Origin of the sequence: Lactococcus sp. LG1074, assembly GCF_017309525.1 — a bacterium.
GTDB classification, from domain to species: Bacteria; Bacillota; Bacilli; order Lactobacillales; family Streptococcaceae; genus Lactococcus; species Lactococcus petauri.
Map to the genome: position 1 here is coordinate 296295 of NZ_CP071293.1, position 17017 is coordinate 313311.

The 17017-nt window shown below is 40.4% G+C and carries 13 protein-coding genes; 11 read left to right on the forward strand and 2 right to left on the reverse strand.

The window, feature by feature from the left end:
* Positions 1-38: 38 nt before the first annotated feature.
* On the reverse strand, positions 39-2180 hold the full coding sequence (locus J0J36_RS01470; protein ID WP_153924410.1) for a transglycosylase domain-containing protein: 2142 nt from the start codon (positions 2178-2180) through the stop codon (positions 39-41).
* Positions 2180-3301: a PASTA domain-containing protein gene (locus J0J36_RS01475; RefSeq protein WP_019292905.1), complete on the reverse strand. Its 1122-nt coding sequence runs from the start codon at positions 3299-3301 to the stop codon at positions 2180-2182. The genes J0J36_RS01470 and J0J36_RS01475 overlap by 1 nt, the downstream gene beginning before the upstream one ends.
* A gap of 103 nt (positions 3302-3404) precedes the next feature.
* On the opposite strand from J0J36_RS01475, the gene ligA reads away from it, so the two are divergent.
* The 11 genes from ligA (at position 3405) to J0J36_RS01530 (ending at position 17015) form a co-directional block, all read left to right on the forward strand.
* A complete protein-coding gene (gene ligA / locus J0J36_RS01480; RefSeq protein ID WP_019292904.1) occupies positions 3405-5372 on the forward strand; it encodes an NAD-dependent DNA ligase LigA in 1968 nt (655 codons plus the stop codon).
* A complete protein-coding gene (locus J0J36_RS01485) occupies positions 5369-6373 on the forward strand; it encodes a diacylglycerol kinase (RefSeq protein ID WP_019292903.1) in 1005 nt (334 codons plus the stop codon). The genes ligA and J0J36_RS01485 overlap by 4 nt, the downstream gene beginning before the upstream one ends.
* 261 nt (positions 6374-6634) lie before the next feature.
* Positions 6635-8389 (forward strand): hypothetical protein, encoded by a 1755-nt coding sequence (locus tag J0J36_RS01490; RefSeq protein WP_019292902.1) that lies wholly within the window; start codon positions 6635-6637, stop codon positions 8387-8389.
* Between the two features lie 142 nt (positions 8390-8531).
* On the forward strand, positions 8532-9668 hold the full coding sequence (locus tag J0J36_RS01495) for an ABC transporter ATP-binding protein (RefSeq protein WP_019292901.1): 1137 nt from the start codon (positions 8532-8534) through the stop codon (positions 9666-9668).
* A gap of 137 nt (positions 9669-9805) precedes the next feature.
* On the forward strand, positions 9806-10789 hold the full coding sequence (locus tag J0J36_RS01500; RefSeq protein WP_019292900.1) for a LacI family DNA-binding transcriptional regulator: 984 nt from the start codon (positions 9806-9808) through the stop codon (positions 10787-10789).
* A gap of 113 nt (positions 10790-10902) precedes the next feature.
* Positions 10903-11295 carry an RDD family protein gene (locus tag J0J36_RS01505; RefSeq protein WP_019292899.1) on the forward strand — a complete coding sequence of 131 codons (393 nt, stop codon included), beginning with the start codon at positions 10903-10905 and terminating at the stop codon, positions 11293-11295.
* Positions 11296-11329: 34 nt separating this feature from the next.
* Positions 11330-11536 (forward strand): hypothetical protein, encoded by a 207-nt coding sequence (locus tag J0J36_RS01510; RefSeq protein WP_242520629.1) that lies wholly within the window; start codon positions 11330-11332, stop codon positions 11534-11536.
* A 49-nt stretch (positions 11537-11585) separates the two neighbouring features.
* Complete coding sequence (locus J0J36_RS01515; protein ID WP_206886735.1) at positions 11586-13886, forward strand: glycoside hydrolase family 65 protein; 2301 nt, start codon at positions 11586-11588, stop codon at positions 13884-13886.
* 39 nt (positions 13887-13925) lie between these two features.
* Positions 13926-15185, forward strand: coding sequence for an ABC transporter substrate-binding protein (locus J0J36_RS01520; RefSeq protein WP_019292896.1), 1260 nt, complete (start codon positions 13926-13928; stop codon positions 15183-15185).
* Between the two features lie 83 nt (positions 15186-15268).
* Positions 15269-16183, forward strand: coding sequence for a carbohydrate ABC transporter permease (locus J0J36_RS01525; protein ID WP_019292895.1), 915 nt, complete (start codon positions 15269-15271; stop codon positions 16181-16183).
* Complete coding sequence (locus J0J36_RS01530; RefSeq protein ID WP_019292894.1) at positions 16170-17015, forward strand: carbohydrate ABC transporter permease; 846 nt, start codon at positions 16170-16172, stop codon at positions 17013-17015. The genes J0J36_RS01525 and J0J36_RS01530 overlap by 14 nt, the downstream gene beginning before the upstream one ends.
* Positions 17016-17017: the final 2 nt, after the last annotated feature.

Below are 17017 nucleotides of genomic sequence, written 5' to 3' on the forward strand. Positions count from 1 at the left end.
AAAAGCTGCTTGCAAGCAGCTTTTTTATTATAAAGAACTTAGTTCTTAGCACCATATACGGAGTCAGCATCTAAGAGCTTGTCTTGACGGTGCATTTGATAAAATTCTTCTAAACCGGGAGTAACACTTGGAGCAACAGCATCAAAGGCTTTAGCTTGCTGGATAGCTTGGGTCGTTGGTGGCTCAGTGAGCTGGGGCAGCTCTGGTAAGAGAGGTTCATGGGACATCGCTGTGCCTGAGTAACTAAATGGCGGCACATTTCTGCCTTGATTCATATATCTGATGGTGTTGTTCAAAAGATAGACACGCATATTGTTTTCTTGTTCAATAGGCGCAGCTGGCACATAATATTTTCCACTCATATCTGGGCTTCCGACCCATACAGCGGTTGAAACACCTGTAGAGGTAGCAGCCATCCAAGCATCAGGAGCACCTTGACTACGGGCCGGTTCTGTGGCAGTATCGGGGAAATTAGAGAGCCCGGACTTAGTGGCGAAAGCATTCGGCCATTGCGGCTGAGCAGCTAAAGGCTCGGAACCATTAGGTTGTGTAACATTTTGCATGAGATTAACAAGCGAACGAGCTGTTGAAGAACTCATGGCGCGTTGTGATTCAGGCTGAGTAAGTGGCAGTTCTTGACCATTTACCGTGACAGAAGCCACAGCAGTAGGGGTAACGCGAACGCCATCATTACCAATCGCAGAATATGCAGATGCAGACTGTAAAGGAGACAAATTATAGTCAATAGACATGGATTCTTGGTCATATTTGACAGAAGCAATACCAAGTGGCTGCATAATACTGTTTTTTTGCTCATTATTGGTCATGTTAAAGGTTTGCAGGGCTGCAGAGTTCAAAGAGTTACCAAGGGCAAAACCGACAGGAACAGGGCCATAATTATTCCCACCGTAATTCATCAGCGGTGTGCCATCAGCGTAAGTTGTAGCATTACCATTCAAGGTACTGTTTTCATTGATATAGCCATATTCAAGAGCGGGCGCATAATCGAGTAATGGTTTAATCGTTGAACCTGAAGAACGGCCAGAGGAAATTGGCAATTGTGGATTGTCCGAATTTGTATTTAAAGCTAAGATATGACCTGTTTGGGTATCAACCACAGATATTGCAGTTAAAGTACCTTCTGGCAGATTATTACGTGGAATATTTGAGACATCAGGTGCGGTATGATTTGCAACGCTCTCTAGATAATCCAAGTGTGCTTTCGTAGCATATGTTTTGACAACAACCTTAGTGTTTCTTGGTAAAGCAATCTGGCCAAGCTCTTTTTGTACTTGTGCAATATAGGCTTGATAAGCATGGGGGATGCCTTGTGTATAACTTGGCTTAAGTGCGAGTTCTTTTTTCACAGCTTCGGCGCTGTCTTTGTATTCTTGGTCAGAGATAATTTTGTTGGACTTCATCACCGAAAGAACAGTCAAGGCGCGTTGTTTCCCTGCGCCTTCAAAATCTTGAACATAGGTTGAAGGTGCTTGACCCAGCCCCGCTAAATAAGCAATTTGAGCAATATAGAGTGGTGTTTTCTCTGAGGTAATCATCGGTGTAGAGAAAAGATTGTTCCAAGCAGCCCCAGGGCCAATGGTTTCAGGTGTCAAACGCAAGGTGTCGAGATAACTGGTGAGAATTTCTTCTCGAGAATAGCGTTCAGCAAGGCTATGCGCATCAATCAATTCGACGATTTTGCGGGACAATGATTTATCGGCAGTAAAACCTCCATGCGCAAGATTTTTTGCTAATTGTTGATCAAGGGTTGAGCCACCACGTGCACCGTTTGCGAGATGTAATTTCGTAAGTACTTCTGATAAGACGGCATTAGTTACCCCTTTGATAGAATAACCTTTAGTTTTACGGGAATAGAAGTCACTATCCTCAACTGCGACTAAAGCTTTTGTGTATAGTTCAGGAATATTTTTATCTTTGCCTGAGAGCTGTGCTGGAATGTACTTATAGATATTTGAGGAATCCTGAAGTGCTTTTCCATTAATATCCGTAATAGTAAAGGATTGGGAGATGGCTTGTGGGGAAGGCTTAAGCTCGATCGTATGTGCTTGGTGTGATTCTTTATCCAGGAGATAGACGGCACCAACAGCACCAACAGCGCCTACAAACAAGAAGAGCAGAAAAAGAACGGCAAGGGTGCGGAGAATTATTTTTTTAGCCATTATTCATCTCCTTTCTTTTTAGCTTTAGTGTCCTCTTTTTTGGAGGCTTCTGTTTTTTCTTTGTCTTTTTTAGCAGAAACAGAAGAAGTTTTCTTTTCTTCAACTTTTTTCTGTGTTTGAACCGTAATTGTTTGACCTTTTAGAATACGAGTATACTGAGAGGGCTCAGGTTTTTGTTGAGTTACAATCGCTGTATCTTTGTCCTCATAGTTTGGCTCCACTTCAATTTTATAATCGATGCCTGCTTGTTTTCTTATGGCCGCAAGTGTTTGACCTTTGAGATTAGGCATTTCTATGCTTGAACTTTTTAACTGTTCTGATTTTTCGACTTTTTGTTGGAAATCTGTTAACTCTTTGATACGAGCTTCTACGGTTTCCTTCTGGCTGAGATAAGCATTTACCTTGTTAAATACAGGGAGAAAGTCTGCCATGAGTGAATTATTTGTAGAAATTTTATCAAATTGAAGTTGTGTGATAGCTGTGTAATTATTGGTATAGTTTACAAACTGTGTAAAGTTACTAAGGAGAGAGTTTGCATCATTGAGGGCTTGAACCGAAACAGAAATCGTCGATTTAGAAACAGCATTATTATCTTCAATATAAGATTGAATACTCTTCTCAGTCTGTTGTGCCAATTGGTTTGCATCTTGAATAAACTGAGACAACTGCTCAGCTTTTAAAGTTTTTGTTTCTGCTTGGAGCTGATCAATGGAACGATTAAGGCGGGCATTCTCATAAGTTTGAGCAAGTTGCGTCATTTGCTCATCGCTTGCGCCCAGCGCTTGTTGTAATTCGTCCTGATTTTGTGAAAACTGTTGTTCGGGAAGTTCGCCATTGACAATACTGTTGACGCGTTTTTCGTTCTCCTCTAACTTTTCCGCGAGTTCACTGGAAGCATTACTCAGATAGACGTCAAGCGCATTATTTTTTAATTTTTTGATATAGTCGTTATCCTCAGGTAGGATATTCGTTGCTTCGACAATCTCTTTTTGGGACATTGACTGGAAAACAGGATAATCACGAAAAAGTATCTGTCGACCAAGAATACCAGCTGTTATGATGATGATACTGAGCAAGGCCGCCAGTATAATCACAATCTTATTAAAAATCTTTTTCTTCATTAAAAACCTCATAAAAATTAAGCTTAACATAAGCTATTGAACTTCTCCATTATAACAACTTTCTTACTCCGAGGAAACCGAAAAATATGATAAAATTATTAGTATGAATATCGAGTCAAAGATCAAAGATTTAACGGAGTTATTAAATAAGTACGCTCACGAATACTATACCTTGGATATGCCATCGGTTGAAGATGCGGAGTATGATCGCCTTTATCGTGAGTTAGAAACTCTAGAACACGATAACCCACATTTGATACGCGCTGATTCACCGACCCATCGTACAGGCGATGTTGTGCTATCAGGATTTGAAAAATATACTCATGAATACAATCTCTACAGCCTAGCAGATGCTTTTTCACGTGAAGAGCTGGAAGACTTTGATGAACGTGTACGTAAAATCATTCCAAAGCCTGAATACATTTGTGAGTTAAAGATTGATGGTCTCTCACTTTCTCTTAAATATACAGCAGGTAAACTTGTCGTAGCTGCGACACGTGGAGATGGCAGTGTAGGGGAAAACATTACAGAAAATGTTAAACGCATCAAAGACGTCCCACTGGTATTAAAAGAACCTATTGACATTGTGGTGCGAGGTGAAGCTTATTTGCCACGCAAAAATTTCGTCAAACTCAATAAGGAACGCGAACTTGAAGGTAAACCTTCCTTTGCCAACCCGCGTAATGCAGCAGCCGGAACTTTACGACAGTTAGATACGAAAGAGGTGACCAAGCGTGGCTTGGCAACCTTCCTTTATCAAGAAGCGAGTCCTGCGACAAATGACACTCAAGAAGAAGTTTTGGAGTACTTAGAAAAGCTTGGACTTGTCGTCAACAAAGAACGTGTTTTTGCGCGAAATATTGATGAAGTCTGGGCCTTCATTGAGCGCGTGGCTTCTCTTCGGGATGACTTAGACTATGATATTGATGGTGTTGTCATCAAAGTTAATAATCTAGCTGAACAAGAAGAGTTAGGCTTTACAGTCAAGGCTCCACGTTGGGCCATCGCTTATAAATTTCCAGCTGAGCTGGCAGAAACGGAAATTCTGTCTGTGGATTGGACAGTAGGGCGTACAGGGGTCGTTACACCAACAGCAAATATGGTTCCTGTGACCTTAGCGCAGACGACAGTATCACGCGCCACACTGCATAATGTTGACTACATTAAGGAGAAGGATATCCGTCTTAAAGACAAAGTCATGATCTATAAGGCAGGGGATATCATTCCAGCAGTTCAACGTGTTTTGTTTGAGAAACGTCCAGCAGATTCTGTAGAAATGGCAATCCCTCAATATTGTCCGGAATGTTCATCTGAACTTTTGCATTTCGAAGATGAAGTAGCCTTACGCTGTATCAATCCGCTTTGTCCAGCACAAAATCGTGAAAAACTTATTCACTTTGCCAGTCGTGGTGCAATGAATATTTCTGGTTTGGGGCAATCGATAGTTACGCAACTTTTCAAAAATAACTTAATCAAAGATGTGGCAGATATCTATAAGTTGCAGCTTGACGAATTAGTGGCACTGGATAAGATTCAAGAAAAATCAGCAACCAAGTTATTAAATGCCATTGAAGCCTCAAAAGAAAACTCCGCAGAAAAGCTCCTTTTTGGCTTGGGTATTCGTCATGTAGGATCGAAAGCTGCCAAACTATTAATGGAGCGTTTTGGTAATCTTCGGGCCTTGTCGCAAGCAAGCTTAGAAGAAATTGCTGAAATTCCAAGCTTAGGTTCAGTTATTGCCAAAGCTGTAACCAGCTACTTTGCCACAGAAGGTGCGCAAGTCTTGCTTCAAGAATTGGCAGAAGCGGGAGTCAACTTCGACTATCTTGGTCTTAAGCCCAAGACAGACAGTGTGTTATCAGGGAAAACCGTTGTTTTAACAGGGAAATTAACAGCTATGACACGAACTGAGGTAAAAGAAAAATTAGAAGCTTTAGGTGCAAATGTCTCAGGCTCAGTTTCTAAAAAGACAGATTTAGTTATAGCTGGAGCAGATGCTGGGTCAAAACTGGCTAAAGCACAGGATTTGGGCATTGAAGTTTGGTCAGAAGAGGAGTTGCTGAAATTATGAAAGCAAGATTGATTTACAACCCAAGTAGTGGGCAAGAAATCATTAAAAAAAATGTCGCGGATATTTTGGATAAGTTAGAAAGTTTCGGCTATGAAGCCTCTGCTTTTCAGACAACACCAGAACCACAGTCTGCTCAAAAAGAAGCTGCACGTGCCACTGAAGCAGGGTTTGATCTTATTGTAGCAGCTGGCGGTGATGGCACTATCAACGAAATAGTAAGTGGAATGTCTCCATTTGATAAAAGGCCGAAGTTAGCCATTATCCCCACAGGGACAACTAATGATTTTGCGCGTGCACTTAAAATCCCACGCAATAAGCCCTTAGCAGCTGTTGAAATGATTGGGAAAAATCAGACTTTGAATATTGATGTGGGTCAAGTGAATGATGCCGAGTATTTTATCAATATTGCTGCTGGTGGAAGCTTAACAGAGCTGACTTATAGTGTACCAAGTCGTTTGAAAACAGCTTTTGGCTACTTGGCTTATCTTGCCAAAGGTGTTGATTTACTGCCCCAAATTCGTAAACGCAAAGTCAAGGTTACGCATGACGATGGCGTGTTTGAAGGTGAGATTTCCATGTTTTTTGCGGCCTTAACCAACTCTGTTGGAGGATTTGAAAAAATCGCACCAGATGCCAAACTAGATGATGGTCTGTTTACTCTTATCTTGGTGAAGACAGATAATTTATTCGAGTTACTGGCTTTGATTTCCATGGTGATTAAAGGTAGTCACGTGGATGATGTCAATATTGAATACCTAAAATCAAGCCAAATCAAAGTCGAGCCCCTCACAGATAAAAAAATGATGATTAATGTGGATGGCGAGTATGGAGGCGATGCACCAGTAACTTTCAGAAATCTCCATGGTCACATCGAAATTTTTGTCAACCTCGATGAAATCAATAATGACCATTATCTGGGAGATGAGGAAGAAGAAGATCTCGAAGCCGTTGCTCAGAAATTTGCTGAGGAAGCCGAACAACTCAAAGAAGAAGTAAAATAAATGCTAGAACATCTCTAAAGTTCTAAAATCGTAAAAATACCTCTATTGGCTAACAGCCAATAGAGGTATTTTTATAATGTGGATATTACTTTGAAATGAATAAGAAAAATATTACAATATAGTTAAATAAATGTAAAATAAATTACTTGAAGTTAACAAAAAAACTTGAAGAAGGAGCACCTATGTTGTATAATCCTTTAGCAGAGCAGAGCATTATTATTGCCCAATTGTAAGCTTGCCTTATCTTAAGGGGGTGAACCAATGATCCAAGAAAAGAAACGTAAACTGCGGAATATTGCACTCTTGCTCATTTTTGGTTTAATCGGAGGCACATTCGCCTTTACAGCATTCAACCAACAAGCCATCAATGACCGAGAATTCGAAAACCGTGCTGACGTTGGCGGACGTGTACATGACTATTTTGATGGTGATGAAAATAAAGATGTCTTTGTCGAAAACTTTGGTCAAAAACCTATCCTTGTAAGGCTTCAACTTTCTGAGTTCGGGGAGTTTCAAGAGCGTGGAAGTGATGTTTGGCAACCGATAATATCTGGAGAACGTGAAGATTTAGACAGCTGGACGACCTACATTCCAGAAGCAACCGATGTTTCACAGCGTAGAAATGACAGTCTTTCAGCTGCCTTTAATGAGCTATCTAACCTAACATTTGGTTATAGCCGTGGAGACGTAAGCCCACCATGGTACTTACCAACTTTTAATACAGCATATAATAGCCCTATCACCGCGGCAGCAGGACACGCCCGTGACCTGAGCTACCGAGGAGAGGATGGAGAACTCTATCAAAGAGCGACGCATCCCGGAGCCGGTACTGCTAATTTCTGGAGTCAAGGTGATACTTATACTAACACTGGCCAATGGCCGGGACAAACCATCACGCGTGAAACAGCGCAAAACCTGTATCAAGACCGGGCACCGATAACACTCCATCAGTGGAATGAACGTTATACTGCTTTTCGAGAGGGAAACTCTGATGGTGATGATTTACTTGGCAATTACTGGGTGATGGATGAAGCGAACGGATGGGCCTACTATGCACGAGCCCTTCAAGCAGGGGAAGCTACATCTTATCTCCTAGATGCCTCTCATATGACAGAGGTCGTCCATAACTTTCAAGGTTCTTATTATTATGGTGTGCATGTGAAGAGTGAGTTGATTGGTATGCCGCCACCTATGGAACAGGTGAATACTCTAAGCCCTGATATACCACGTTTTCAGGATGAACCAGCATACATTGGTTTTAGTGATGTATTAGGAGACTTCCTTCATCTTATCAGAGGAGGAGAAATTTTGGATCCTGATGCAAACATTCCTGACTCTGAACTTGATAGCCTCTTACCCTCATTAAGACCAGGTAATCGCTTCACAACAGCGGGGGAGCAATTCCTCTATCTTGGAGAAGTAGGAGACCATGAACATATGATTATCCGTAATCGCACAATTAAAGGCCCTTCATGGAATGAGCAACCTACGGTATTAGCGAGTTGGTATGCAGGGCTAAATCTTGACTTTAAAGAACGTGTTCAGCCAGTAGTCATACCTGCACGAGATGATGTACCAGTGACTGTGGCTCCGAATTATATTGAATGGGGAGGGATTGAAGGTTGGGCTCCGCGTAATCTTGAGGGTCCGGTAGCCCAAGATTTGACGCGTGTTAATCCACAGGGAATACCGCAAGCCTTTGCCTTATCTATGGCGGATGTGCTATACTTTTCAGCACAGAGTCCAGGAGGGGGTGGAAATGTACCATTCCGAACTTGGCAAAATCGTGTAGCTGGTGATGGGGAGTGGTGGTTTACACGTACAGGTGCTGAAAATGTACCCCAATGGCACCCTTGGCATGAGCTTGGGCCTACGGCTTGGGGGATACATAGGGAGACCACCGAGGATGGCATTCCTTTGGGAGCCCTTTTGCCTGGCCCGCGTGCCGAATCGGGGACTACCGGTGGTGTGCGCCCTGCTCTTATCGTTCAAGCTGGGGTTGTAAAAATGCGCTGAAAGATTAATAGTTTGAGCCTCATAACAAAGAAATAAAGCTGTGCATTTTGTACAGTTTTTTTGTGCATCTTAGATATTGTTTAAAGGAAGCGTTTGCATTAGAATGAAGATAGCTTAAATACAACAAGATGAAGGAGAAGCAATGACAACACTTAAATTAGACAAGGTTTATAAAAAATATCCGAATGCTACACAATATTCGGTGGAAGATTTTAATTTAGATGTCAAAGATAAAGAATTTATCGTCTTTGTTGGACCATCAGGTTGTGGGAAATCAACAACTTTGCGTATGATTGCAGGTCTAGAAGATATTACAGAAGGCGAATTTACTATCGATGGTAAACTGATGAATGACGTTGCACCTAAAGATCGTGATATAGCCATGGTTTTCCAAAACTATGCCCTATATCCTCATATGACGGTTTTTGACAATATGGCTTTTGGACTTAAACTGCGTAAGCATAAAAAAGATGATATCAAGCAACGTGTAGAAAATGCAGCGAAGATTCTTGGACTGACTGATCTACTTGATCGTAAACCTGCCGATATGTCTGGTGGACAACGTCAACGTGTAGCTATGGGACGTGCCATTGTTCGTGATGCTAAAGTTTTCCTTATGGATGAGCCTTTGTCAAACTTGGATGCCAAGCTTCGTGTTTCTATGCGTACAGAAATCGCTAAAATTCACCGTCGCATTGGAGCTACAACCATTTATGTCACTCATGACCAAACTGAAGCGATGACTCTCGCAGATCGTATTGTCATTATGAGTTCAACACCGAACGCGGACAAATCAGGTACTGTCGGACGCATTGAGCAGATCGGCACACCTCAAGAACTTTATAATGAACCAGCGACAAAATTCGTTGCTGGCTTCATCGGTAGCCCAGCGATGAACTTCTTAAGTCTCAAAATTGAAGGCAACAAACTCATCGGTGAAGGCATCAGCTTAACGCTTCCAGAAGGCCAACACAAGCTCCTTAAAGAAAAAGGTTATTCTTCAAAAGAAGTCATCATGGGGATACGTCCAGAAGATATCTCCGCCTCAATTCTTGCAGAGGAAGCTTATCCTGAAGCACAAATTGAAGCTGAAGTCACTGTCTCAGAACTTTTGGGTGCTGAAACAATGCTCTATCTGAAGGCAGGAGATGCAGAACTCGTGTCTCGTGTAGAAGCAAGAGACTTCCGTCAGCCTGGCGAAAAAATCACTGTCACACTTAATCTTAATAAAGCACATTTCTTTGATAAAGATACCGAAGTACGTATTAAGGAAGGTTAAATCAAATTTATTTACAAGAAGTAAAAGCTTAGAATGCCTAGAGATAGGCATTTTTCTTGTCAAATAAAAAAACGTTTTAGTTCTTGATAGTACGTATGAAAAATGCTATGATGAAAACAGTTTGTACGAGGAGAAAGATGAAAAAAATAACTATTAAAGATGTGGCAAAAGCTGCAGGTGTGTCCATTAGTGCTGTTTCTCGTGTCTTTAATGGCTACGAGGACATCAGTGAAGAAACTCAGAAAAAAGTTTTTGCTGCGGCTGAGAAACTAGAGTACACTCCTAATAGTGCAGCGCGACACTTATCCACCAAAAAAAAGAAAATCATTGCCCTCGTTTTGAATGAAATAAATGTAACACGCGGTGTTGCGATGCCTCTCGAAATATTAGGTGGAGTCATTGATAGTGTTGACCAAACCGATTATGAATTTATGTTTATTCCAACAGACCGTAAAAAGCAGGAAAAAAAGTCGCTCTTGCAGCTGGCTCGAGAATATGATCTTTCAGGAATCATCATCCAAGGCTTACGGACATCAGATCCTTATTATGAAGAATTGTCGGGCTTATCCTTGCCAATCGTAGGAATCGATCTGGCCCTGGATGATTTGAATATCGGATCGGTAGCTGTCGACAACTATGGGGCTTCGATTGAAGTGACAGAGCGCTTAATTCATGCGGGCTATAAGAAGATTCTTTTTGTAAATGGCTCTAAAGAAGCAGTCGTTTCGCAAACACGTGAAGCCGGATATCGAAAAGGCTTAGGGCAATGTGAGCCACATGTTCTTTATGCTGATTATCAAGAACAAAAAGCATTTGATTTAATTCGGGAATATCCTAATGTGGCACAATTTGACGCTATTTATGCAGCCAGTGATTTGATGGCAATTGGGATTATTAAAGCATTAATTCAACGCCAGATGATAAATGAGATTGCTGTTGTGGGTTTTGATGACATCACTTTGGCCTCATACATTACCCCAACTTTAAGTACGGTAAGACAGAATATTAGTGAAATTACAAAAAATGCCGTTTCGGATGTGATTGAGCAGATAGAAGAAGGACGCGTACGAAAACGACTGATTCCATATGAAATTATTGTGAGAGAAAGTGCACGATTTTAGTGAGTGCACTTTTTTGTGATATAAAATAAAAGTAAAAAAAATATCAGAAGCACTTGACAAATGATAACGATTACATTATACTATAACTAGCTAAAACGTTTTAGGAGATTGAAATGAAATTCTTACTAATGATTCAACGTCTTTTAGCCAGTATGATTGACCTCATCGTTGTCTATTTACCAGTCTTACTGATAAGCAGTAGCTTATTTCCAAGGCTGGGGAGTTTTAATCAACTTATAGCAGCTTTTCTCTTCATTGCTTACAATGCTCTAGCAGTGGCGAGTTTTGAGGGCAAAACCATTGGTAAATATTTTGCCAAGCTACGTGTAGAAGCTTTTTCAAAAAATTTAGCAGATGTCGCACAAAGGGAGGGAATTAAGATTTTATATTTAATACCACTCGCTGGTTGGTTCTTTATTGGTGTGAGTCTTGTCACCTATGGTTTAAGAGGTCAATTTTTGCACGACTGGCTCGGGAAAGGAAAGGTAATTATAGATGGTAGATAACTTATCCACTTGGTCTTTACTTTCACCCTTGGTCATGACAGTATTGGTAAGCTATGCTATTGCATGGTATTATCGTGAAAATTATGATCCGAAGTACTATTTAAGAGCTTATATAGTTTATACGATTGCGTTTTTAATAACGAGTCCGGTATGGCATATTCCTCTTATCCTGAGTTTAGGTATCATCCTTTTAGGAGCAGTCGTACTTATTTTCAGAAACCAACACTATTTTGATAAATAATTTTTTTAACTAAAACTAAAACGTTTTAGTGATAAGGAGTAATAAATAAATGAGCGCAAGAATGAGTTATGGAGATTGGACAATTAGTCAAGAAGGATTTGATGTCCGTTATCTTGGAAAAACAGAAAGTGTGATGAGCTTAGGGAACGGGTATATCGGCTCACGCGCGGCAGAAGAAGAATCTTATATCGGTCAAAGCAGAGATACATTTGTTTCAGGAACCTTCAACTATTTTGATGTAAATGAAGTCACTGAGTTGCCAAATGTCCCCGATGTTTGGGGCATGGATTTTCAAATTAATGGTCAGCCATTTTCTCTTTTGACAGGAAAAATTGAAACTTACAAAAAAACGCTTAACTTAAAAAGTGGACTCCTCACGCGAGAAGTGAGGTGGTCTAAAGACGATGTGTCCCTAAAAATGACTTTTAAACGTTTTATCTCCAAAAAACGGCGGCATATTATGGCTGCGCAAGTTCATATCGAAAATCTTGGTTCTCCTGTTTCCATTGGCATTAAAACAGGTATCAATGGCCAAGTCTCAAATGTGGGAAGTCAGCATTTTACGGAAGGTGAAAAGGGCCTCATTGATGGTAAGATTTTACAAATGTGTCCACAAACCACACACCGTAAACTGGATTTTGTTATTTCAGCTTGCCATGAGTTGAAAAAGGTTCAAGCCACATCCCGTCCGGAAATTGGGCGGCGCAGTTTCTCTATGAACTTTGATTTTAAATTTGCAGAAAATGAGCAGGTCACCTTAGAAAAGCGTGCTTCTGTTTATACCAGTATTGATAATGATATCAACGATTCCAGTATTCAAAACATGCGCCATGTGGCAGTAAGTGAACTTCAGGACTTGGAAAGTCAAAGTTTTGAAGAGCTGCTTGCTGAATCTACTCAGGCTTGGGCGGAGATCTGGCAAAAGCATCCTATAAAGATAAAATCTGAAGATCCACGTGACCAACTGGCGATTCGTTTTGCTAAATATCATTTACATAGCATGGTACCTGCCCACGATGAGAGAATGAATATCGGAGCTAAAGGCTTATCTGGCCAAGGTTATAAAGGCCATACCTTTTGGGATACAGAAGTTTTCATGTTGCCTTATTTTACTTTTACGCATCCAGAAATTGCCGAGAAATTGTTGACTTACCGTTATTTAGGATTAGCTGGTGCACACAAGAAGGCCATTGACAATGGCTATGAAGGTGCGCAGTATCCTTGGGAAGCCGCTTGGCCTACAGATGGTGAGGTGACACCGGTCTGGGGAGCAGCGGATATCGTAACAGGAAAGGCAATGAAAATCTTGTCTGGCTTTATTGAACAACATATCACCTCGGATGTAGCTTTTGGGGTAAAACAATATCTCGATGTCACAGGAAATCAAGCTTTCGCAAATGAAAAAGCTTATGAAATATTAGTAGATACTGCTAAATTCTGGGCTTCCAGATTAGAATTTGATACCTCTAGTGCTCAATATGTTATTACAAATGTTATGGGACCCGATGAATATAAAGAAGAAATTAACAATAATGCTTATACGAACTACACGGCACACTGGAACATTTCTTATGTTATTGATTTGATTGAACATTTGAAAGCTAAAAAACCAGAAGTGTACGCTAGATTAGATGAGAAATTTAACTTAGAGGCGCTACAGGCTGATCTTAAAGCGAAGGTTGATAAAATTTTCTTGCCTCAACCTACAAATGCTGGCATTATTCCGCAAGATGATAGCTATTTAAGCAAGCCTGAACTTGATTTGACCAAGTATAAATCAGCAGATGGCGTTGATGGCCTCTTCCATGACTATAATTTGCACCAAGTAAATGGTTTCCAAGTGACGAAACAAGCTGACGTATTGTTACTCATGCTGTTGTTTGAAGGATTGTTTGAAAAGGAATTAAAACTTAAAAACTTTGATTACTATGAGCCAAAAACGACACACGATAGCTCACTGTCGCTCTCGACGCACGCTATTTTATCTGCAGACTTAGGTAAGCTCAATCAATCCTATGACTTTTTTAAGCAAGCTATGAATATTGATATGGGAGAATACATGAAATCTTCTGATCCTGGCATTCATGCGGCATCTTTAGGAGGAATATGGCAAATGGTGGTATTTGGTTATGGTGGCGTACGTATGATTGAAGGTAAGCTCCGCATTGAACCCAATCTACCTCAAGCTTGGTCTCATTTATCGTATGGTTTCGACTACCAAGGACAAGCTATTTCTGTTGAAATTGGTAAAGGAAAAATGGTTCTGACAAAAGCAGAAGGTCCTGCTCTACAATTTATCCATAAAGATCAAATCATGAATCTTGAAGACACATTAACAATTACGCTATAAATTGGGCATTTCTGCCTCTAAAATAAAGGAGTTTTTCAAATGAAAAATTGGAAAAAAGTAACAATTTTCGGCACAGCAGCCTTGGCTGCTTTAACATTGGCGGCTTGTGGTCAGGGAACGTCCTCTGCAGAAGATGGTAAAAAGCTAACTATTGGTTATTGGAAAGGGTCTGATACCGAAAATGCAACCCTTGATAAAATGATTAAACAATTTGAAGAAGAAAATGATGTGGATGTTGTCCCTAAAGTTTATACAGATATCACCACACAGTTACCAACAGATCTGTCGGGCGGTACAGCACCGGATGCTTTCTATATTGACTCGGCGTTCTTTCCCTACTTACAGGAGCAAGGTGTGTTGAATGATCTGTCAGACGTTATTAATCAAGAGGATTTCTATCCAACGATTTCAAGTGCTTTTGAAGCAGATGGAAAGCCTTATGCTGCAGCAAAAGATGTTTCTACACTGGCAATTTATATTAATAAAGACATTTTTGAAAAAGCAGGGATTGATCAAGCCAGCATTCCAAAATCCTATGAAGAACTGGTCAAATGGGCACCTGAAGCTCAGGCTAAGATTGATGCAGCATATGGCAAAGGCAAGGTTTATCTGATTAACCAAAATGCTGATTTGGCACGTACATGGCCGTTCCAAATGGCAAGAGGAACGTCACCAATTACGGAGGAGGGTAAGTCTGATCTGGCTAATCCAGATTCGATAGCAGGTCTTAAAACGATTGTTGACTTGTTTAATGCGGGTGCAGCAGCAACACCACAACAGGTTGGTGCTGGCGATGAAGGTGCAGGCTTTGCGACAGGAAAATTTGCAATGACTCTGACCGGAAACTGGAATTATAAGGTTTATTTGGATGAATATAAAGACTTGAACTTTGATATCATCCCTAACCTGACATATCAAGGGAAGCCGATGACCATGCAATTTACTGTCGGGTGGGGCGAGTATAAGAATACTAAATCAAAAGACTTAGCAGATAAATGGATTAAGTTTGTAACCGGTAAGGAAGGAATGACAACATGGACAAATGGTGTGGGTACCTTAGCAACTCGTCCAGATGTAGCTGAAGGATCAGCATTCTTGAAAGAAAATCCGCGCTTGCAAGTTCATCAAGATTCGATTAAATTTGCGACATCATGGCAGTCCGGTACTAACTTAACAACCGTTCAGAATGCTTTTGGAAACTTTATACCAACAGCTTTTAAACAAGGTGCAACTGCAGATGATTTAAAAGCAGCAATGGAAAAAGCAGATAAAGAAGCCAACAGTAAAATTGGAAATTAATTAATATTTGGACAGTCAGTAAAAAATTTGAGAGTATCAGAGTTCTGGTACTTTCATAAGAGTTACTGACTGGAGGAAAAACTATGGAAAAACAAAAACGTACCAAGAGCCAGATTTCAGAAATGATTCAAGGCTATGGATTCATCACACCTGCATTGTTAATCATTTTAGTCTTCTTTGTTTTAGCGATTCTTTTCGCTGTATATTTATCCTTCAATGATGTTAATCTCATCATGCATACTTACGAGTGGAATGGATTTAGAAATTATCAAAATTTATTTCAAGACAAGCAGCTACTTCGTGCCTTGCAAAACACGGGTTTCTTTGCTCTTGTTGTTGTGCCTGTGCAAACGATTATCGCCTTAGTCATTGCTTACATTTTAGCTTCCAAGGGGATTAAAGCTAAGAAAATGTTTCGACTCATTTATTTCTTACCCACTTTGACTTCAAGTGCCGCTTTGACATTGATTTTCATGTTTGTCTTTAACCTTAATGGCCCAATCAATGGCTTTCTTGAAAGTATCCATTTGATTGATGGACCGATTAACTTTATCAATGATACAGACTGGACGTTGAAAGTAATTATGGTGATGAATATTTGGTCTACTGTGCCTTACTTTATGACCATCTACCTTGCTTCGTTGGTTGATTTACCAGATGCCATGTATGAAGCAGCTGAAATCGATGGGGCGAATGCTTTTCAAAAATTGCGTTATATCACGATTCCTTATTTGCGTCCGATTACAACCTTTGTTTTGCTCACAGGTATTATTGGGACATTCCAAATGTTTGACCAAGCCTATATCTTTTCTGGAGGAACGGGAGGACCTGAAAATTCAACCTTGACAGTCAGTCTCTTGATTTTCCAATATGCTTTTGGTCAACAAAATCAAATGGGGTATGCAGCGGTCATTGCGATTATGCTTGCGATAATCATCTTCGTAGTCTCACGCATTGCTGAAAAATTGAATGGAGGAAATGGGCATGAGAAAAACTAAAAAGCAAAAAGCCTTGAAAATCTTACTTTATACTATCCTGATCATCTATGCTTTTGTCACTTTCTATCCTTTCATGTGGGCAGTAGCAGCATCATTTAAACCCTTAGCCGAAATTACATCAGGAAATTTATCGCTCTGGTCTGATAACTTTACCTTGGAACAATACCGCTATCTCTTTGATCCTGTTTCAGGCTCTCTTTTCCCACAGTGGTTGATGAACTCTATTATTATTTCTGTCATTGGTACAACTGTGAATATTTTCTTAAATACAATGGCTGGTTATGCCTTAGCTCGTCTCCAGTTTCCTGGACGTCAACGCATTTATTATGGCATTTTAGCGATGATGATGGTTCCCACTCAGGTTCTTCTCATCCCCAACTATTTGATTATCCAAAACTTGGGCATGATGGATTCCTTTGCTGCATTGATTTTACCTATGGCAATCAACATTTCAAATATTTTTATGATGCGTCAATTTTTCTTAAACTTCCCTAAGGACGTTGAGGAAGCCGCACGTATTGATGGCTTATCACGGGTAGGAACCTTCTTTCGTATTGTGATGCCCTTGGCTAAACCATCCATTGCAACACAGGGTGTTTTCGTCTTCATGGGCTTTTGGAATAATTTCCTCTCGCCCATGCTTTATTTGAAAACACAGAGTAAATTTACGCTGACTGTAGGTCTTCAAATGTTGCAATCAGCTGACCAAGGAGGACAGATGTGGAACCGCGTGATGGCAGCTTCAATCCTCACGATCTTACCTATCATCGTTCTCTACATCATCTTTAACCGTTACTTCTTACAAGGTGTACGTATGGATGGAGAGAAATAAAA